The 20,575-nt window shown below is 34.9% G+C and carries 21 protein-coding genes; 11 read left to right on the forward strand and 10 right to left on the reverse strand.

The genetic code is table 11. From position 1 onward, the window contains the following. Window positions 1–41: 41 nt before the first annotated feature. From mscL to C1S72_RS08390, 3 genes are all read right to left on the reverse strand, one after another. Entirely contained in the window at window positions 42–443 is a 402-nt protein-coding gene (gene mscL / locus C1S72_RS08380; protein WP_104735159.1) for a large conductance mechanosensitive channel protein MscL, read from the reverse strand. 72 nt (window positions 444–515) lie between these two features. Continuing rightward, entirely contained in the window at window positions 516–1,622 is a 1,107-nt protein-coding gene (alr, locus tag C1S72_RS08385; RefSeq protein ID WP_104735160.1) for an alanine racemase, read from the reverse strand. Then, entirely contained in the window at window positions 1,606–2,262 is a 657-nt protein-coding gene (locus C1S72_RS08390) for a thymidine kinase (protein WP_104735161.1), read from the reverse strand. Before C1S72_RS08390 ends, alr begins: the two co-directional genes overlap by 17 nt. A 104-nt stretch (window positions 2,263–2,366) precedes the next feature. Between C1S72_RS08390 and C1S72_RS08395 the strand changes: the two genes are divergently transcribed. Then, window positions 2,367–3,101 (forward strand): hypothetical protein, encoded by a 735-nt coding sequence (locus tag C1S72_RS08395; RefSeq protein WP_104735162.1) that lies wholly within the window; start codon window positions 2,367–2,369, stop codon window positions 3,099–3,101. Here the strand turns inward: C1S72_RS08395 and C1S72_RS08400 are convergent, their stop codons facing one another. After that, complete coding sequence (locus C1S72_RS08400) at window positions 3,102–6,140, reverse strand: gliding motility-associated C-terminal domain-containing protein (RefSeq protein ID WP_104735163.1); 3,039 nt, start codon at window positions 6,138–6,140, stop codon at window positions 3,102–3,104. Window positions 6,141–6,232: 92 nt separating this feature from the next. Here C1S72_RS08400 and rsmI point away from each other — a divergent pair, with 92 nt between their 5' ends. From rsmI to C1S72_RS08415, 3 genes are read left to right on the forward strand one after another with little or no spacing between them, the layout of a single operon-like run. Continuing rightward, window positions 6,233–6,901: a 16S rRNA (cytidine(1402)-2'-O)-methyltransferase gene (gene rsmI, locus C1S72_RS08405; protein WP_104735164.1), complete on the forward strand. Its 669-nt coding sequence runs from the start codon at window positions 6,233–6,235 to the stop codon at window positions 6,899–6,901. Between the two features lie 47 nt (window positions 6,902–6,948). After that, window positions 6,949–7,521, forward strand: a complete 573-nt coding sequence (locus tag C1S72_RS08410; RefSeq protein WP_104735165.1) for a uracil-DNA glycosylase family protein — start codon at window positions 6,949–6,951, stop codon at window positions 7,519–7,521. Between the two features lie 41 nt (window positions 7,522–7,562). Next, on the forward strand, window positions 7,563–9,278 hold the full coding sequence (locus C1S72_RS08415; RefSeq protein ID WP_104735166.1) for a M28 family peptidase: 1,716 nt from the start codon (window positions 7,563–7,565) through the stop codon (window positions 9,276–9,278). A 66-nt stretch (window positions 9,279–9,344) separates the two neighbouring features. Here the strand turns inward: C1S72_RS08415 and C1S72_RS08420 are convergent, their stop codons facing one another. The 3 genes from C1S72_RS08420 to C1S72_RS08430 are packed head-to-tail and all read right to left on the reverse strand — an operon-like array spanning window position 9,345 to window position 11,578. Continuing rightward, window positions 9,345–9,782, reverse strand: a complete 438-nt coding sequence (locus C1S72_RS08420; protein WP_104735167.1) for a DUF6527 family protein — start codon at window positions 9,780–9,782, stop codon at window positions 9,345–9,347. Then, complete coding sequence (locus C1S72_RS08425; protein WP_104735168.1) at window positions 9,766–10,944, reverse strand: ThiF family adenylyltransferase; 1,179 nt, start codon at window positions 10,942–10,944, stop codon at window positions 9,766–9,768. The genes C1S72_RS08420 and C1S72_RS08425 overlap by 17 nt, the downstream gene beginning before the upstream one ends. Then, window positions 10,919–11,578, reverse strand: coding sequence for a multiubiquitin domain-containing protein (locus tag C1S72_RS08430; RefSeq protein ID WP_104735169.1), 660 nt, complete (start codon window positions 11,576–11,578; stop codon window positions 10,919–10,921). The genes C1S72_RS08425 and C1S72_RS08430 overlap by 26 nt, the downstream gene beginning before the upstream one ends. A gap of 470 nt (window positions 11,579–12,048) precedes the next feature. Between C1S72_RS08430 and C1S72_RS08435 the strand changes: the two genes are divergently transcribed. Next, window positions 12,049–12,396 carry a helix-turn-helix domain-containing protein gene (locus tag C1S72_RS08435; RefSeq protein ID WP_104735170.1) on the forward strand — a complete coding sequence of 116 codons (348 nt, stop codon included), beginning with the start codon at window positions 12,049–12,051 and terminating at the stop codon, window positions 12,394–12,396. Further along, the gene (locus tag C1S72_RS08440; RefSeq protein ID WP_104735171.1) at window positions 12,393–13,301 is read left to right on the forward strand and encodes an ImmA/IrrE family metallo-endopeptidase; all 909 of its coding nucleotides are present in this window, start codon (window positions 12,393–12,395) and stop codon (window positions 13,299–13,301) included. Before C1S72_RS08435 ends, C1S72_RS08440 begins: the two co-directional genes overlap by 4 nt. Here the strand turns inward: C1S72_RS08440 and C1S72_RS08445 are convergent, their stop codons facing one another. Continuing rightward, a complete protein-coding gene (locus C1S72_RS08445; RefSeq protein ID WP_104735172.1) occupies window positions 13,302–13,892 on the reverse strand; it encodes a carboxymuconolactone decarboxylase family protein in 591 nt (196 codons plus the stop codon). It lies immediately after the preceding gene. Window positions 13,893–13,970: 78 nt separating this feature from the next. Between C1S72_RS08445 and C1S72_RS08450 the strand changes: the two genes are divergently transcribed. The 4 genes from C1S72_RS08450 (at window position 13,971) to C1S72_RS08465 (ending at window position 18,577) form a co-directional block, all read left to right on the forward strand. Then, the gene (locus C1S72_RS08450; RefSeq protein ID WP_104735173.1) at window positions 13,971–14,396 is read left to right on the forward strand and encodes an OsmC family protein; all 426 of its coding nucleotides are present in this window, start codon (window positions 13,971–13,973) and stop codon (window positions 14,394–14,396) included. 111 nt (window positions 14,397–14,507) lie between these two features. After that, window positions 14,508–16,208 carry a single-stranded-DNA-specific exonuclease RecJ gene (gene recJ / locus C1S72_RS08455; RefSeq protein WP_104735174.1) on the forward strand — a complete coding sequence of 567 codons (1,701 nt, stop codon included), beginning with the start codon at window positions 14,508–14,510 and terminating at the stop codon, window positions 16,206–16,208. Window positions 16,209–16,255: 47 nt separating this feature from the next. Beyond that, entirely contained in the window at window positions 16,256–17,302 is a 1,047-nt protein-coding gene (locus C1S72_RS08460; protein ID WP_162919947.1) for an OmpA family protein, read from the forward strand. A gap of 3 nt (window positions 17,303–17,305) precedes the next feature. After that, entirely contained in the window at window positions 17,306–18,577 is a 1,272-nt protein-coding gene (locus tag C1S72_RS08465; RefSeq protein WP_104735176.1) for an MFS transporter, read from the forward strand. Here C1S72_RS08465 and C1S72_RS08470 read toward each other — a convergent pair. Beyond that, window positions 18,574–19,326, reverse strand: coding sequence for a UDP-2,3-diacylglucosamine diphosphatase (locus C1S72_RS08470; RefSeq protein ID WP_104735177.1), 753 nt, complete (start codon window positions 19,324–19,326; stop codon window positions 18,574–18,576). The two genes, C1S72_RS08465 and C1S72_RS08470, sit on opposite strands and share 4 nt — an antisense overlap. Before the next feature lie 48 nt (window positions 19,327–19,374). Further along, window positions 19,375–19,824 carry a 6-pyruvoyl trahydropterin synthase family protein gene (locus tag C1S72_RS08475; protein WP_104735178.1) on the reverse strand — a complete coding sequence of 150 codons (450 nt, stop codon included), beginning with the start codon at window positions 19,822–19,824 and terminating at the stop codon, window positions 19,375–19,377. A gap of 91 nt (window positions 19,825–19,915) precedes the next feature. Here C1S72_RS08475 and C1S72_RS08480 point away from each other — a divergent pair, with 91 nt between their 5' ends. Further along, window positions 19,916–20,557, forward strand: coding sequence for a 2OG-Fe(II) oxygenase (locus C1S72_RS08480; protein WP_104735179.1), 642 nt, complete (start codon window positions 19,916–19,918; stop codon window positions 20,555–20,557). The last annotated feature ends 18 nt before the right edge of the window (window positions 20,558–20,575 follow it).

A 20,575-nucleotide genomic window follows, 5' to 3' on the forward strand; every position in this document is an offset into this window, starting at 1 on the left:
TGGTTTAGGGTTAAAATTATGTATTGTAGCGGTGTGCTAACTTACTTTTTTAACGAGTCTCTGATTTCTTTTAATAAATCGATTTCAGATGGTCCTGCAGGTTCTTCTGGAGCTGGCTCTTCTTTCTTTTTCATTTTATTCACAGCTTTTACAATCATGAACATAACAAAAGCCACGATAATAAAATCAATCACATTAGTTACAAAAGCACCCCAAAGTACAGCAACTTCACCTTCTGCAACACCTTCAGCATTAACAGTGCCTTCGGTAATAATGTATTTGAGGTCTTTGAAATCTGCATTGAAAATCAAACCAATTAATGGAGATACGATTCCTCCGGTAAAGGCTGTAACTACTTCTTTGAAAGCAGCACCCATTACAAAACCTACTGCAATGTCAACAAGGTTTCCCTTCATTGCAAATTCCTTAAATTCTTTTAGCATTTTAATAGTTTTTAGTTAATGTTCTGATTTCTAATTTAGAAAAAAGTTTTTAAAAATAATATATGCAATTAGCTATTTTAAATAAACACGCTTAATACGCTGTGAAATTGCGGTAATTATTTCATAAGAAATACTGTTAACTGTTTTTGAAAACTCAACAGCAGTTGGTGATTTGCCAAAAACAACAACCTCATCACCTTCTTGACAATCAATTTCAGTGACATCAACCATAATCATATCCATACAAACATTGCCTAAAATAAATGCAGGTTGATTATTAATAGTTACGAATCCTCTCCCATTACCATATTGTCTGCCTATACCATCGGCATGACCAATAGGTATAGTCGCTGATCGTAGATTTTTAGTTGCTTTAAAAGCTCGGTTGTATCCAACGCTCTCACCAGATTCAATACTATGAATTTGAGAAACCACTGATTTTAAAGTTGCTACAGGTTTAAAATTAGAATCTTCTTTTTCAGAATTTCCAAAGCCATAAAGACCGATCCCTGATCGAACCATATCTAGATGAGCTTCAGGATAATTTAAAATTCCCGAGGTATTGCACATATGATAAATAGGCTGATAATTTAACTTGGGTGCTATTTTTGAAACAATTGAGTCAAAACTTTTAATCTGATTGTTTGTGTATGTTTTTTCATTTAAGTCCTCGCTGGCACCAAGATGCGAGAAGACAGATTTTATTTTTATGGATTCTGTTGTACCAATTTTTGACATAACTGTTTCAACATCATTTGTATTGAAACCTATTCTGTTTAGACCTGTGTTAAACTTGAGATGAATAGGATAATTATTCTGGCTTTCCTCTTCTGAAGTGTTTATAAAAGCATTTAAAATCTTGTGGCTATAAATACTGGGCTCCAAACAACGTTCAATTATAGTTTTAAAATTTATGGGCTGTGGATGTAGCACCAAAATAGGCGTTTTTATGCCTGCATCACGCAGAGCGACACCCTCATAGGTGTAAGCAACAGCAAAATAATCAACTTTTAATTCTTCAAGATATTTAGCAATTTCATTGGCATCACTTCCATATGCATATGCCTTAACCACTGCGAGTAGTTTGGTGTTAGATTGTAATTTAGATTTTAAGAAATTAAAATTGTGTTTTAAAGCCTTTAAATCTATTTCAAGAATGGTTTCATGCACTTTTCCCATTCGCTTTATCTGTATTGGAATCTATTTCTTCAGCATCGTTAACCTTCATATTACGAACCTTATCTCGAAGCATGGATTTATAGAATGCCGCGCGACTTAATGGTTCGTACTCATCAACTTCACCCAACAAAACTAAATCGTCACTTTTAGCTTTTCGGTAACTATACTGTGCTAGATTTCCTGTTTTTGTACAAATGGCATGTACTTTCGTCACATATTCTGCAGTAGCCATAAGGTTAGGCATGGGACCAAACGGATTACCCTTAAAATCCATATCTAAACCCGCTACAATGACACGTACACCTTTGTTGGCTAAATCATTACAGACGCGAACAATTTCATCATCAAAGAACTGTGCTTCATCAATACCAACCACATCACAACCATCAGCTAAAATAGGAATGTTAGCTGCTGCAGGAACTGGCGTAGAACGGATCTCATTAGCGTCATGAGACACAACCATGTCTTCATCATACCTTACATCTACAGCAGGTTTGAAGATTTCCACTTTTTGTCTTGCAAATTGGGCGCGTTTCAGCCTGCGAATCAATTCTTCGGTTTTGCCAGAGAACATAGAACCGCAAATGACCTCAATCCATCCAAATTGTTCTTTATGATTTACTGTATTTTCGAGAAACATTTTGTAATTTTAACACTAAAACAAAGCAATCCTTCGTTTTGTATAAAGGTGGCGTAAATTTATTAAAAATCAAAAGCATAAATTCGTTTTAAATATAAAAAGTTATGAAGAAGAAATTGGAAGCTGAATTAATGAGTATTGCACATAAAATACTTAAACTAAAAGGCCAAGATGATATTGAAAAAATGCACAGTGAAGTAGCAGCTCTTTATGAAAAACTAACTGTATTGAAATTTGCCAAAGAGAATTTAGAAGATGATTTACCAACCATTGGAAATGATTCTTCATTTTTTGATATGCTAGATGTGGCCTTTAACAACAAAGTAAGTGACAATATAGAGTTTGAAGACAAGGTTTATATTAACCTTGATGAATCTGAACATGAAGAAATTATGGAGCCTGCTATAGAAAAAATAAAAGACATGGTTGCTCAAATGCCTCAAGAGGCTCAAGCTGTGGATGCCATATTTGAAAAAGCGGGAACAACTACCAAGGTCCATAAAAGTAATTTGGATGAACTGACTGCCGACTTCATTGAGGAACCTATTTTTGAACCTGTAAAGAAATCTGAAAAACAAGCACCAAAGTCTCTAAATGATAGACTTAAAAAAGGTATTACCATAGGTCTTAATGATAAAATTGCTTTTATAAAGCATTTGTTTGAAGGCAAAAGTGAAGATTATGATCGTGTACTTTCACAAATAAATACAAAAAGTACATTTGAAGATTCAAAAACGTTTATTCAAAATATGGTTAAGCCTGATTACAACAACTGGGAAGGCAAAGAGGATTATGAATTACGCTTTATGGAAATTATTGAAAGTAAGTATGACGCTTAATTAATAATTTAAGTAAACCCAACCAACCAAAGGGCTTTCGTTTTTGATTTCTAAAGCATAATAGTATGTTCCAACAGGCAAAGGCTTATCTGTTTGGTGTAGCAGTCCGCTATTAGGTCTGCCATCCCAAGTGTTTATGTAGTTGTTTTGCTGAAAGACCAATATTCCGTGACGGTTATAAATTTTAAGCTGGTTTTCCGGAAAATCTTCAATACAAGGAATTACAAACAAGTCATTGAAATTATCATTATTAGGAGTGAAAACTTGTGGAATTTTTAAACAGTCATTTTCAATTTGAGTTTGTTGAATAACTTCTAAAGTAGCAAAAACTGCTGATGTGTCAATGTTGTTTTGATTGGTAAAGTTTGTGTGATTATTTGTATATACTCCTGGATTGGATGATGTTACTCTTGCCGAAAATGTGCATTCAGTTGCACTTTGCGGAATGTTTAAATTGGTAATACCAACAAAATCATCTCCAGCATTGCCTAAAAACGTTCCTGTGCTTCCATTGCTATTAACCCAAACAGGTTCAGAGGTTAAAACAAGCCCATCGGGTAAATTATCAGTAAATGAAATATTACTTTCTGTATTGCCAGAATCAACACTATATACCGTAAATGTTAACGTGCTTTCTTCGTCCGTATAAATAATTTCTGGGTCAAACCATTTTTCTAAAGTAGGCGCTAAAACCTGCACACTACTTATTGATATATTAGTTTCTGGTGTTAATTCTTCATTATTAATTGGGCTGGGTATGGCTTCCGATGTATTTACAAATGCACCACCTATATTGGGAGCTTCAACAGGAATAAAGATTCTAACAGTTGAACCAATAGCCATTTGCGGAATAATCCCAGAAATAGTGTTTCCTGTAATATCAAATGATTGAACACATGTTGCATTACCAGAGGTTACTTGACAAGTTGGTGTTCCAGATATAGTAAATCGGTTATCTAAAGTATCAACAAATTCAGCATCAATTACTTCATCACTGGTGTTACTATTAGTGATATCAACAACCCAATTAAAAGGTTGATTAACAAAAACGGTTGGAGTTTCTGGAAAAGTTTGTACTACCAAATCTACACAAGGTGCAAGGTAAGTGGTTGCAAATGACCCTACTTCAGTTCCGTCAGATTGAGAACCAATTGCAGATAACAGTACCTTATTTGTTCCTTTTATTTCGTTGGCTACACAAACAGGCAGCCAATTGATTTCAACATGAAAGGTTACCGAACTCATACCAGGAAGCAGCCAATTATCTTCTTCCAAAATTTCCCAAAATACATCAGGATCTCCAGTGGTATCAGGTATGCCATCTAAAACGACTCCAATATTAGCATGCTCAATATTAAAACAAGAGGCGCTTCCCGAAGTGGATACGCAGGTTACAGACTCAAGTACTGCCTCTGGAATATTGGAAGTTGCATCGAGCTCATAATAATCGCTTAAAACTATATTAGTATCAATGGTACTTTCATTAGAAACAACAATTTCGTAAGTAATTGTTGAGTTCCAGGCGGTTGTATTATCAGGAGAACTTCCTTCTGGTAGTTGTGGAGAAATCTGGGTTTTGGTAACTTGTAACTCGACAATTTCGCATTGTGGTATATCCATTTGGAGGTCTATATTATCAAAATCAGAATTATTGAGTGGAAAGCTATCTTCAATATCTGGCGATTCAATACTAATGTTACTTCTCGCAATACCATTAATAGCCCCAATCACGCATTCAGGTTCTATAAAATGAAGCGTTGTTCTAACAGTTAGTATTTCACCCACAGGCATATTAAACGTGCCACTTACCCAGTATTGCCCAGCATTGGCAAACGTGGTTGTGCTACATGGTATGGTTGATTGCCCTTCTATACACTCTATTGAAGTAATTTGCCAAAGCACATTGTTTGACGTATTTCTAAAACTGGCTAAAACATCAGCGTCTAAAGGGCCATTATTACAAATTGTTGTTTCAAAAATGATATCCTCTCCCCAATTCACCAAATCGCCAATAGTAGGAGATATTTGAATGGTTTCAATACATACATCAGTTTCTTGGCATATCGCAGCTTCAATTAATAAGCTTTCAATAGCATTGGATTCATTTGAAGATTCATTGACATGATCCAATGCAATTTCTATATGACTGGTAACTTCCAACGTAGCAGGATCCAGTGTGCATTCAGGTTCTAAGAACTGATAAACCATTTCAAAGGTTAGCGTACTATTAGATTCAAACTCATGATTAATAGAGAAGTCATAAACTGTTACTGGTGTAGCTGCGAAAATAGTTGTAGGTTGAGGGTTCACATTAAAGTCATTATAACAAACAGAACCATTGGTTGCGCCAATACAAGACATAGAGATTAATTGAACGACAGGAAGACCATTTACAGCTAAGGAGTTTAATTCCAAAATTCCGCCAAAACCTGCCAAAGGATAGGTAATATCACTATGATTGGTAATGGTTACATGATAAGTAATTGTGTCGTCCCAATTGTTAATGGGTGTGCCAGGGGCTGGTGAAATCTGCTCGTGTGATATGGTGAAATCGACAATAATGTCGGTAATATCTATGGATATAATAGAGATATTATTTCCTTCATTGGTATCTGTAACGGTTTCAGGTGGCGTAATAGTCACAGTGGTAGCAATTCCACCAACAGCTGGAGGTGCCCTAAGCACCACCTTCACTTGAATGCTAGCGGAAGCTGGAAAGTTTCCAATGGTTCCAGTTATTTGATTGCCAACTTCGTTTAAATCGGTAATTAAAGTTGTGCCACCTGTTGGGTTTTGACTGACAAAAGATATTATTGTAGCTCCCGAATTAATGGTTTGATTAAATACGGCATTTTGAACGGCATCACCGGAATTAGTTATGGTTACCAAATATTGAAATTCTTGATAAATATGAGCTTGTGAAATATCACTGCCTGATAAATCTTGTGCTTCCACCGATATAGCTAAATCTGTTGTTTGACAATAACCAATTAGCGTAATGTAATAGAGAAAAAAAAGAATTATTTTTTTGTTTAGCATAGATTGGTTTCTAATGAGATGCACAAAACAATAAAAGGTTGCGTGAATATAGTTGAAAAGTATGTAAATTTGGATGGAAATCCCTATAATTTATGAAATTGTACATTGTTCCAACACCAATAGGAAACTTACAAGATATGACGTTTCGAGCTGTTGAAATCCTAAAGGAAGTCGATTTAATTTTGGCTGAAGACACGCGTACTTCTGGGAAGCTACTCAAGCACTTTGAAATTGACACACCTTCGCAATCACATCACATGCACAACGAGCATAAAACAGTTGAAGGATTAATAAACAAGCTAAAAAGTGGCGTAAATATAGCCTTGATAAGTGATGCTGGCACACCAGCCATTTCCGATCCTGGTTTTTTATTAACGCGCGCTTGCATTGAAAACAATATTGAAGTAGAATGTTTACCAGGCGCAACAGCATTTGTTCCAGCATTAGTAAACAGCGGATTGCCTAATGACAAATTTGTATTCGAAGGCTTTTTGCCAGTTAAAAAAGGACGACAAACCCGATTAAAATTACTAGCTGAAGAAACCCGTACCATTATTTTTTATGAGAGCCCTCATAAACTTCTAAAAACACTGGCTCATTTTTGTGAATATTTTGGTGAAGACAGACCAGTTTCTGTATCACGCGAACTCACCAAACTCTATGAAGAAACCATTCGCGGAACTGCCAAAGAGGTTTTAGATTATTATAACAATAAACCACCAAAAGGTGAAATTGTGGTTGTGGTTGGAGGGAAAAAATGACGTCAGTTCGAATGTCATTGTGCGCTTAACGTATTTAGAACATATTTATGAAGAGTCTATTAAGCGACATAAAACACTGCAGCATTTGTAAAGACCATTTACCATTAGGTCCAAGACCTGTTGTTTCGGCCGATATAAATTCTAAAATTGTAATTGTTGGTCAAGCTCCGGGAACCAAAGTTCATGCTTCGGGTGTTCCTTGGGATGATGCCAGTGGCAAGCAATTGCGAACCTGGCTGGATGTTACAAACGAACAGTTTTACAATCCTAAACATTTTGCCATTATCCCAATGGGATTTTGTTATCCAGGCAAAGGAAAAACAGGAGATTTACCACCGCGACCGGAATGTGCGCCTCAATGGCACAAACCCTTATTTGATAACATGAAACAAGTTGAATTGGTCCTTTTAATTGGCATGTATGCGCAGAAATACTATTTAAAAAATAATGCAAAAAAAACGTTGACAGAAACCGTTGCCAACTATACTAATTATCTCCCCAAGTATTTACCGTTGCCTCACCCAAGCCCTCGAAACCGATTTTGGCTTACCAAAAACCCTTGGTTTGAGGTCGACGTTTTGCCGGAGTTAAGAACGCGAGTCCAACAATTACTTACTTAAAAAGAGTTACATTTATCTTTTAAAATGTATTTCCAAAACCTATGATTAATACAAAATCACTTGTCACTGCCCTTATTTGTTTGGTAATTAATTTATTATCAGCCCAAGAGCAAAAAGAAAACCACTATTCAGATTTAATAAACGAACAATTCACAGGTGATTTAGCCTATGAAACCACGGCATTTGTAGAACAGTATTGGCGCGTGGTTGGTAATACAGGTTTTAATAAAAGCATTTTTTTTATTGCAGAACATTTAGAGCAAGCCGGATTTGTTTTAGAAGAAAAAGCTGCTTCAACAAACCGCCTAACCTATAGAATTGAAAAGCGCCCTTTAGATAAACCGACTTGGGAAATAGTAGATGCCAGCTTGAATATTGAAGGCGATGATAAACCATTATTAACACATGCCACTAACAGCAACATGGTGGCTTTAAATTCTTATAGTACACCTCAAGTAGGTACCACTGCCGAAGTTATTTACATAAAAGACGTCAAGAAAATTAAAGACCTAGATGTAAAAGGCAGAATTGTCTTCGCTGAAACAAGTCCATATTATCTGTTTAATGCGGCAGTTGTTCAAGGAGGTGCAGCAGGCATTTTAACTTACGATATGCCATCATATCTACAACCAGAAAAAAACACGACATCCATTCAGTTTCGCTCCATTCAATTATATCCAAAACTAAAACCATGGGCAATAGCCTTGTCTTATGAAGCGAAGGAGCGCTTAAAAAAGCGTTTAGAAAAAGGCAAAGTAAATCTTAGGGTTAATATTGAAACCAAGATTTATGAGTCTGAAGAATTGACCCTTGTTGCTGATATTAAAGGAGCGACTTTACCAGATGAGCGATTAGTATTCAGTGCACATGTTCAAGAGCCAGGTGCTAATGACAACGCAACTGGAGTTGGTGTCGCATTAGAAATGGCAGCAGTTACGGCTAAATTAATGCAAGAAAACAAAGTTAATCCGAAACGCACATTAACCTTTCTTTGGGGAGACGAAATCGTTTCAACAAGACGCTATGTTCAGGAAGATAAAGCGCGTGCTAAAAATATAAAATGGGGAATTAGTCTCGATATGGTTGGAGAAAACACAGCAATAACTGGAGGCACGTTTTTAATTGAAAAAATGCCTGACCCAAGCGCCATTTGGACACGCGGAAATGACAAGCACACAGAATGGGGAGGAAGTAAAATGAGTTTGTCTCAAATGAAACCACATTATTTAAACGACTTTTTAATTGGCGAATTTAAGGCGCAAGGCAAGCGAACCAATTGGGTAGTTGAAACCAATCCGTTTGAAGGTGGTAGCGACCATGTACCATTTTTACGAGGCGATATACCAAGTGTGTTGTTTTGGCATTTTACAGATCAGTTTTACCATACGGATAATGACAGGTTAGATAAAGTCTCAAAAGAAACCTTAAAAAATGTAGGAACGGCAGCTTTAGTTTCTGCTTACAAACTTTTAAATGCTGATGAAACCACAGCCAAAGACATTATTAATAATATTGAAACAGCAGCTATTTCTCGACTCAATGAAGAACTCAAACAAGGTAAAAGAGCGATACAGAATGGCGAAAAGCAAGCAGTTCAAATTGAAATTATTAAAGCTTGGGAAGATTGGTATCTAAAAGCATTAGAAACTACAAAAGATATGGTTTTGGATGAAGTGCCTATTGAAGATAGCATTGATAAATCGAAGGCATTTATAAAAGAAACAGCAAGGGATATTATTGTTGGACTTAAAGAGTAGTTTCGCTATTTATAGTCAAAGTTAATAAAAATGCGTTAGCAAGAAACTAACGCATTTTATTCAAAACTATTTCCAAAATAAGAGCTTCTGAAACCAACTCTTCTTTTTAGGTTCATGTTTAGGTAATTCAACAGAATCACTTAACCCCTCCTCTAAATTATGCGAGTCTTTATTACTATAATACTCCTCTCTTTCGGAATCTTCAACTGCTCTAACTTCACGTATAGTTTCGTCAGACCATTTTAATGACCATTCAACCTCGTTGTTAGTAATCCAATAATGAGATTTACAATCAAAACTCCAGTTGCCAACCGATGGTTTTAAACTGATTGCTTCTCCATTATAAATCATTTTCCATCCTGTAGGAGTTAAAGGCGTATTAACTTCACTTCCACAACCACAGGCACATTTATGAATCACAGTACCATAATCTAAAGAAATGTACAGAATACCTTCTTCAATTTTATCTGGTATAAAGTCAACGAACTTATGCTGAAATCTCATCACTTACTAATTGATTAACGTTAATCGAATAAGTGCTGTGATGTTCATTCTCAAGGTCATTTAAAACACCATAACGCTTGTAAAACTTAATTACAGCAAACGTTGCATTTAAACAGTTCAAAGGAGCAATTTGGATATTGGAAGCATACTCTTCATTTTCTTCATCAGCAAATGAAATACATCCACTCCAAACATGATCTCTTTTATTTTTAGTACTCGTAGTAGTCCTAATCATTCCTATTAAGGAATCATCAACTCGTTCCACTCCAATTCCTGTATCAATAAATTCGACCCCTTCATCTTCCAGTTTTTTAAATATTAATTCTTTGATTTCACTTTTGTCAATACAAACAAATACAAAATCCAAATCTTTAAGCATACCTACATTAGATTCATTTATAAACAAACCATGAGTTATAATATGCTTGTGCATTTTAGAATAAATATTGTAAAGATAATCTACCTTTAAAACGGATTCATTGAGTTCTTCCAACGAAGGTGCACCAGGTGCTCTAAAAGCATTATGTTGTAAAAACTTATCACCATCATACAAGTGTATTTTGCCTACATAAGTTTTTGCTATGAAATCTAATATGTAAGAACCTGTACCTCCAAGACCTATAATGCCAATTTTAAGCCCTGACAACTTCTGGTTAATAGCTTCAATTTCAGCTTTTGAAGAATTTGTGTCACTATAATTTAATACTGACTCCCCATCCAATGACTCAATAACTTTATATGTTCGAGCAGTAGCACTAGGGTCAATATTTCTGGCAGGTGCTGAAATTATTTCAGCATACTGCACCATTTTATCATAGTAATTCTGATAACCATTTGCAGGTTTATTTGAAAATGAATGGTTTACAACAATCCTATCAGTTAAATTCGTAGTTCGGCTCGAATGCTGTAACTGACGAATTATAGTTCCATCAATGTTACAAGGAAATTCACCTGCAAAATGAATTACATGTGTATTAGGCTTTGTAACTTGATTGTTAGCAATAGACACGTTGCTAACCAACGTGCCTTTTACTACTTCTTTATTAGCGTTCAAATAAGGAACACTATGCACCAATAAGTAATTTCCAATTACTTCTACTTCGTAACCATTGTCACGAAGTTTTTTGACATCTGAACTATGATCTATTAGTTTGTGTGACATTGAAAATCATTTTATTTTTAACATATATCACTTCACCTTTAACCATACTTCCTTCTGGCTTACTAGGTACACCTCGCTTGTAATTTATTGTATAAATCACATTAGGATTAGTGGAAACTTCTCCATAAGCAAGTTTTACAACATCATCGAAAGAGATTTTTTCATTGCTCCATGCCTTTTCTCTGGCATTTACAATAACGCATTTAATCTCTTCTCGTTCACAGCTCACAAAACATGATGTTTTGGTTATAGCTATCTTATGTTCGACATCATCTTTATAAGATACTTCAACGTTACCTTTACGAATCTCTTTTAGATAGAATCGGTCAGGATTAATACCTGCTACTTCCATTATTTCTAAAGGAGTCATAAAACACTCTTCAACTTCGTATTGCTTGTTATCAACTTTTATTTTCAGCTTTCTATAAGGTTTTGCCTTGAAGCCTTCAATACCTGCTGTTTTGAGGTCAACTGTCTCATCAAGTTGAATTGGCGTAAAACCCTTCTCATTGATTTTGTATAGTAACTCAAAATCCTCTACAGGAGTCAAATTAGCAATAGTTAATAGTTCGTGTCCAGATATTTTTGATTTGCTGGACTCAAATCTTTTGCTATTAATCTTATATATATACATAATATAAATTTTAATTTTTTATAATTTTTTTGCTTCAAAAGTTTTTTGCATCCTATAATTTTGAAGCTCACATCTTCAAGATGTTGAATAAAAGCTCTTAACTTGCTTTCTTTTTAAGGAGTAAACGTTGGAGTTTGCGTAATGTTAATTTTTTGACTGTTAATAAATAACCGAGCATCGTTTCCAGATTTGGCTATATGAAGAAGAAAACATACCTTTATAGTTCCTAAGCTAAAAGGATAACTAGATTTACGAAACCTAGCTTATTCTTAGATAATAACAAAATCAGGTAGTTTTTCTGCCTGGTTTTTTTGTTTAACACATTTATTATTGTAAAATGTATTAGCGCAAATATAAACAAAAATCTATATATAGCAAATTATATTCTAAATATATCTATCTTAATTTAGAGAGAAATTTTCTTGATAAAATAAAAATATTTCATTACCTTTGCAGTAAACAAACAAACAATGAATAAGCTCGGAGAAACTTTAAAAAGCCTCAGGAACCTAAACTCTTTAACTCTTAAAGAGGTTGAATTAAAATTGGGAATATCAAATGCTTATTTGAGTCAATTAGAAAATGATAAAGTAAAACAGCCTTCTGCAAACACTCTTTATAAACTTGCAAAATTATATAATGTAGATTTGGACGTTTTGCTTTATTCTGCAGGTATAATTGAAGAAAACCCTGTTAAAAAAAGAAGCGAAGCAACTAAATTTATGAATGCTATCGCATACTCCTCTAGTGGTTTAACAAAAAAACAAAAAGAATCGGTTTTGGATTATTTGGAGTTCATTAAAAGTCGCAAGAAATGATTGAATCTACAAAAAAGGACATCGAAGAGGTGTCCTTTGAGATTTTAAAACAAAGCAAATCTTTAGATATATTTCCGACACCAGTTGATAAAATTGTTGAGCATTCAGAATTAGTTGTGAATAGTGAAATAGACCTTAATAATATTGAAAGGTCATTTATTGATTCCATAAAAGAAAAAGCTGGCGAAGGATTTAAAGTATTGCAAGATGGATTAGCAAATATAAGAGGGCTTTTTGATCGTACTGAAAGCACTATATACTTATCACAAACTAGACATTTAGGCAGAAGGAATTTTGTTAAATTGCATGAGACAGGTCATGGTGTCCTGCCATGGCAAAACGCAGTAATTGGAGCATTTGATAATTCTTCGACGCTTAACCCTGATTTTGAGGATCAGTTTGAAGAAGAAGCTAATTACTTTGCTTCAATTACTTTATTCCAGCATAATAGGTATGACAGGGAAATGAAAAAGGTTGATTTCGGCCTTCCAGGAGTGATAGCATTATCGAAAAAATTCGGATCTTCTGTTCACGCTTCTTTTAGGAATTATATTTTTAAAACGAATAAGCGCTGCGCTTTATTAGTTCTAAATCCAGTTCAAAACAAGAATTTTAATGAGCCAATATGTTCCAAAAAAAACCTATTTCACTCAAGGTTATTTATAAAAGAATTTGGAAAAATTAAATTCCCTAACAAGTTTAATTATAAATGGGATTTTATTCAAAGGTATCTTTCTAAAGCCGCTTTTATTGTTAATGGAGAAATAACTATAAGCCTAGAGAATGACGAAGTTTTAGATTGTAATTATCATCTTTTTAAAAACGGTTATAATGCTTTTGTATTAATTTTTCCGAGAGGTGAAAAAAATAAAAGAGTTAAGAACAAAATAATACTACATGAGTAATTAACCATGCTTCCCTTTCTCCCAACCATGTTTTCCTAAATACTGATTTCCACTTTCTACAGCGCCATCTTCAATAGATGTTCCCATAGAATCGTTCCAACGGTTCAGATATCCAAACAATGAAATAACACCCAACATTTCAACTATTTCACCTTCATTCCAATATTCGTATAAGCGTTTTTTAATGGTTTCATCAACAGCATTAGGCACTTGGCTGGCAGCTAAACTAAAGTCTAATGCTGCACGTTCGGCTTCAGAAAAAGCAGGATGTGTTCTGTATTCCCAAATGTTATCTAATTGTTCTTGTTCCGCACCATAGCGTTCAGCAGCACGAATGGCATGTGCTTGGCAATAACGACAACCAGTTGCATTACTACTTACCCAAGCAATCATACGTTTTAAGGCAGATGTCACGCGACCTTCGTTAGCCATTACCGCTTTGTTGAGGTTTATAAAGGCTTTTGAAATGGCTGGTCTGCGTTGCATGGTCAATACCGAATTTGGGCAAAATCCTAATGTTTCATTAAAGAATTCTGCTAATTCTTTGGTCTCTAAATCGTGTTCGGCTGATAATGGTGTTACTAATGGCATAGTCTATTTTTTATTGGTATTTTTGAAAGAACAATTCGACATCTTTTATTTATCACAATAAACGAAAAATCTACAGCAATGGCAACAAATAAAGTTACGACACACTGGAAAGGGAATATGCAATTTGAATCAGACAATCCGAATGGGAAAACGGTTTTAATGGACACGAGTCCCGAACATGGCGGACATAATTCCGGTTTGTCACCCAAAGCTATGATGCTCTCGGCTTTGGCTGGTTGTTCGGGCTTGGATGTGGTATCAATTTTAGATAAAATGAAGGTGAAACTCGCCGATTTCAGAATGGATACTTATGGCGAATTAACCGAGGAACACCCAAAATATTATCATTCTGTAACTGTTGAATATCACTTTTATGGAGAAGACTTAAACACGGGTAAAATTCAAAAAGCGGTTGATTTATCCATTGAAAAATACTGCGGTGTTATGGAGATGTTTAGAAAGTTTGCAGACGTGAAGACGTCAATACATTATCATAATAAGTAATTAACTATTATGTCAGGTCGAGCGGAGTCGAGACCTTGTGAAAAAGTAGCGAACACAAATTATATTGAGATGCTTCGACAAGCTCAGCATGACACTTAAGATTTATAAAATATGCGCTGGACGCTAAAACCAAAACCAGATTCTAAAAAACTAAAAGACCTTCAAGCAGCATTACAAGTTGATGAGATTGTTACAACATTGTTATTGCAACGGGGCATCGAAACGTATGAAGATGCCAAAACCTTTTTTCGCCCGAGTTTAAACGATTTGCATGATCCGTTCTTAATGCAAGACATGAATAAAGCTGTTAAACGCATTGAAACAGCAATTGCTGAAGGCGAAAATATTTTGGTTTATGGCGATTACGATGTAGATGGAACGACGTCAGTTGCCTTAATGAGCTCCTATTTAAAAACAAAAACCGAAAATGTTGCCACCTATATTCCAGATCGATATGATGAAGGTTATGGTGTGTCGTTTAAAGGTATCGATTTTGCAGAGGATAACGGATTTTCATTAATTGTTGCTTTGGATTGTGGTGTTAAAGCCGTAGACAAGGTATCTTATGCCAAAGAAAAAGGTATCGATTTTATTATTTGTGACCATCACAGACCAGGAAATAACTTACCAAATGCTATTGCTGTTTTAGACCCTAAACGTGAGGATTGCGAATATCCTTATAAAGAACTATGTGGTTGTGGTGTTGGGTTTAAACTCATTCAAGCGTTAGCCTCAAAACAAGGTCAGACGGTTGAAGATTTAGCCGAATATTTAGATTTGGTTGCCACAGCTATTGGCGCTGATATTGTACCAATTACTGGAGAAAATCGTGCTTTAGCTTATTTTGGTTTACAAGTGATTAATACCAATCCTCGACCTGGCATAAAAGCCATAATAGCGGAAGTTAAAAAAGAAGAACTTACCATTACCGATGTGGTTTTTATTGTGGCTCCACGAATTAATGCAGCAGGACGTATGAAACATGGTAATCATGCGGTAACCTTGTTGACTGAAACCGATTTTAATCAAGCCGTAGAATACGCTGTTGAAATAGATACTTTTAATACCGATAGACGTGAAACAGATAAACGCATTACAGAAGAAGCTCTTAAACAAATTGAAGAACAAAAAGAACAGGAACGTTTTACTACTGTTGTTTACCATGAAACTTGGCATAAAGGTGTTATTGGTATTGTGGCTTCTAGATTGATAGAAACCTATTACAGACCAACTTTGGTTTTTACAAAAAGTGGTGATAAACTAGCAGCTTCTGCACGTTCGGTTTCTGGGTTTGATGTGTATAATGCTTTAGAGGCGTGTAGTGAACATATAGAGCAATTTGGAGGCCATAAATATGCTGCAGGATTAACACTCAAAGAGGAAAATTACGAAGCCTTTAAACAAGCATTTGAAGATGTGGTTTCTGAAACCATCGATACCAAATTATTAACTCCAGAAATAAAAGTTGATTTGAATATTAATCTCTATCAGGTTGATGATAAATTATTGCGTATTATTAAACAATTTGCACCATTTGGACCAGGCAATATGACACCTGTTTTTATGAGTGAAAATTTATGTGATACAGGCTACGGAAAATGTGTGGGTGAAGACGAATCCCATTTAAGATTAACGGTTATGTCACCTCGAGCGGAGTCGAGAGGTCAAAAAATTATAGCTATTGGTTTTGGACTTGGATTTAAATATGATTTGATTTCGGATAGAAAACCATTTAAAGCAGTTTATACCATTGACGAAAACCATTGGAACGGAAAGACAACTTTACAACTGAAATTACGCGATATAAAATAATGAATAAAATCCTATATGTTCTTTTTATATTAAGTTTTAAACTTACTATGTCACAAAATTTGGTTTTAAACTCCAGTTTTGAGGAGCATAAAACATGTCCGAGACTCATAGGAGGGTTTAATCATAATGTTTTGGATTGGAACACACCAAACATTGGCTCAACCGATTATTTTAATTCATGTAGTAAAGAGATTGGTAATATTAACTTTTTTGGAAATCAAAAAGCCAGAACAGGAAAAGGCTATGGTGGCATGTATGCAATGGCTCCTGAAAATTATAAAGAATATGTTCAAGGTGAACTATCAAATACTTTGACTGCTGAAAAAAAATACACATTTACTTTTTACATCAGTTTAGCAGAAAATTGTAGTCATGCTATTCGAGATTTAGGTGTTTTGTTTCTGAAAGAGCCTCTAAAGGAGAATTCAGATAAATATATAAACCTAAATGAGGTTTTAAACACAAAGCACAACAGTCATTTTGTGCTGATAAATAGTCAGGATTATTATTCTGAAAAAGTAGGATGGGAACAAGTAACTTTTGAATATATAGCGAAGGGATTTGAATCCTATTTTATCATTGGAAACTTTGATAAGAATAGTAAAATATCCAAGATAAAAGTTCATAATTCAAAAGATCCAGACGCATCTTATTACTATATAGATGATGTTAGTGTCGAGCCTTTTGAAACGGAAAAACAAGCTAGTATTGAATCCAATTTAATTTCGGAAAACCAAGAATTAGAGAATGATAAAGTTTATATGCTTCAAAACGTCCTATTTGATTTTGACAAACATAATTTGATCGCATCTTCAAAAGCCGAATTAAGCCAACTATACAATTACCTTAACGCTAACAAGCGCTTACAAATTGAAATTTATGGACACACCGATGATGTTGGCACTCAAAAACGTAATGATGAACTATCTTTGTTACGAGCCAAAGAAGTCGCTTTATATTTAATTTCAAAAGGCTTAAGACCAGAACGCATTACTGCCACAGGCTATGGTAATAAATTTCCAGTAGCCAACAATGATACTGAAACAGGACGTGCTTTAAATAGGCGTGTGGAGTTCAAATTAATATTTAAATAATCTATGCAGAAGAATGACCCGTATGCTGCGCTACGCATTAAAGAATTCAACATTTTTTTGATTTTGCGTTTTGCCTTGGTTTTGGCCTGGTCTATGCAATTTGTAGTCATAGAATGGCAAGTCTATGCCTTAACTGAAGATCCTTTGGCACTTGGTATAATTGGTCTTTGTGAGTTTTTACCCGCTTTTTTATTGGCACCTTTTGCTGGACATATTGTCGATAAAAAGGAAAAACGAAATTTATTCATGCGCTGTATTGCCTTGTTTTCATTAATAAGTTTTGGTCTGTTTTGGTTGACATCAGAAACCATTGAAACCTCATGGAGTACTAAAGCTATTTTATATGGTATTTATAGCTTGGTATTTTTTGGAGGTGTATTGCGATCTTTTTTTGGCCCAACTATTTTTTCGTTGATTGCGTTATTGGTGCCTAAAAGAGTTTATCCTAATGCTGCAACATGGAGTAGTAGTACATGGAAAGGTGCCAATGTTTTTGGAGCACTTTTAGCAGGTTTTTTAATTGCGTGGATAGGGGTTCACATGACGTTGGGTATTATATTTTTATTGGTTCTTTTAGCCTTGTTTTTGGTTTTTCAAATAAAACAGAAGCCTATTTTAAACAAAGAAATTTATGAATCTGTAAGAGATAGTTTAGAGGCAGGAATACGGTTTGTATTTAATGACAAGGTTATTTTAGGAGCACTAACTTTAGATATGATAGCCGTATTATTTGGTGGTGCTGTAGCTATTTTTGCCGTATTTGCAAAAGATATTTTAGATGCTGGACCTAAAGGTTTCGGGATGTTAAATGCAGCGCTTTCCTCTGGAAGCATTATTACTATGTTGGCAACAACCTATATTCCCATAACCAAGAATACCGGAAAGAAATTACTGATATCGGTTTTTGGTTTTGGCATATGCATGATAATTTTTGGAGCATCAAAACTGATGTGGTTAAGCATATTGGCCTTATTCTTTTCAGGTGTTTTTGATGGTATTTCTATGGTGGTACGTCAAACGATTTTACAACTGAAAACACCTGACGATATGAGAGGTCGTGTAGGCGCTGTTAATTCTATGTTTGTTGGATCGTCAAATGAACTTGGCGCATTGGAGAGCGGTATTGCTGCCAGAATATTTGGTGCACCATTAGCAGTGATGTTAGGTGGTACGGTTACGTTAGTAGTTGTAGCTATTATGGGTGTAAAAAATAAGCCATTGAGAGAACTAGACTTGACAAGAGATATAGAGGAGCATGAAAAAGAAGATGATTAAAATTTTTTTAGCTCAAAATTCTCACCATCAAAAACACCATAGGTATAGTAATTTATCCAGTCACCAAGATTGATGTATTTAGATGTTTGATTGAGGTCAATTTCCATTGGTAAATGTCTGTGACCAAACACAAAAAAATCGTAATGTCTGTCTTCTAACTTGCGTTTACAGTATTGCACCAACCACTCGTTGTCCTCACCTAAAAACTTAGCATCTTCGTCACCAGATATCAACTTGTTTTTTACACTCATATATTGAGCAAGCTTCACACCCAAATCGGGATGCAACCATCTGAATAGCCACTTGCTAAACGGATTGGTAAAAACCTTTTTCATGCGTTTATACCCTTTGTCACCAGGCCCTAAACCATCGCCATGACCAATTAAAAAGGTTTTGTTGTTAAATGTGTATTCTTGAGGTTTATGATAAACAGGAATGTTAAGTTCTTCTTCAAAATACCCATTCATCCACAAATCGTGATTGCCCACGAAGTAATAAACAGGAATGCCAGAATCACTAATTTCTGCAAGTTTACCTAATGTTCTAGTAAAGCCTTTTGGAACCACAGTTCTATACTCGAACCAAAAATCGAATAAATCACCCATTAGGAAAATGGCAGCGGCATCTTTTTTAACCTCATCTAGCCAAGACACAAACTTCTTTTCACGTGGTCGAGAAGCTTCGGAAGTTGGTGCACCCAAATGATTGTCTGATGCGAAGTATATTTTTTTTCCTTTCGGGATTTTCATGTAGTAAATATAATAGATGCTGAAACAAGTTCAGCATGACAAATTAAATTAATTGTCACTAGCATACCATTCCGCAAAACTGGTTTCGGTTTCCTGCAGTTTTAGTGAGTGCAAATTAATGTGGTTCGGTAAATGTTGCTTAATCTTTTGAGCAAAGTCAATCACCATCATTTCACTTGTTGGTTGGTAATTAACCAACAGCACATTATGGCCTCTATCCTCAAGTTCTTTTGCCAACTCGACATGAGGCGTATTCTTGTTAAAAACTGTTGCATGGTCAAATATATCTACAATTTCAGCTTTTACAATTTTTTTTAAATCTCCAAAGTCTATAACCATGCCATGTTTAACATGTGAGGCATCATCTATAGGTTTTCCAATAACTGTAACCGATAATTTATAACTGTGTCCATGAACATTTTTACATTTGCCATCATAGCCATACAAAGCATGTCCAGTTTCAAAAGAGAATTGTTTGGTAATTCGAATAGTACCCATAATCTTGTTTTTCGATGCAAAGATAATTGTTTTGTAAAAGCAATTGATTTTTAGATTACATTTGCGCACTTTTTTAAAATTTTTGTAAATAATGGATCAGTTGTTTGAAGAAATTTCTTTTGTTGAAAACCCTCAATATGAGCGAATTATAAGCGATCTTTTATTGCATAAATACAGTGTTGTAGAAAACTTTTTTTTAGATGAAGAGGTCTGTATTTTAAGAGACTCTTTAGTAAGCAAGCATGAAGAAAACGTCTTTAAAAAAGCGGCCATTGGCAATCGTTTGAATGAAACGATTGTAAAATCTATTCGCGGTGATGTGATTTTATGGATGGATGAGCAACAAGCTGATGATTCAGAACAATTGTTTTTTAATAAAATAAACAACTTGGTCGATTATTTAAACAAGACTTGCTTTTTGGGAATTATACATAAAGAGTTTCATTATGCCTTATACCCTGAAGGGACATATTATAAACGACATTTAGACACGTTTCAAAATGATGACAGACGAAAATTGTCCTTTGTTTGTTATTTAAATGAAGACGGTTGGTCACCTGAAAACGGAGGCGAACTGGTATTATACCTAAATAATGACGGACAGGAAACTGAAAAGGTTGTTTATCCATTTCCAGGGCGCGTTGTTATTTTTGAAAGTCAGATTTTAGAACACGAAGTTAAACCGGTTAATACAGAACGACTGAGTATTACGGGATGGCTAAAAACCAGATAATCTAACGACGTTTGTTTC

Origin of the sequence: Hanstruepera ponticola, assembly GCF_002940745.1 — a bacterium.
Taxonomy (GTDB): Bacteria; Bacteroidota; Bacteroidia; order Flavobacteriales; family Flavobacteriaceae; genus Hanstruepera; species Hanstruepera ponticola.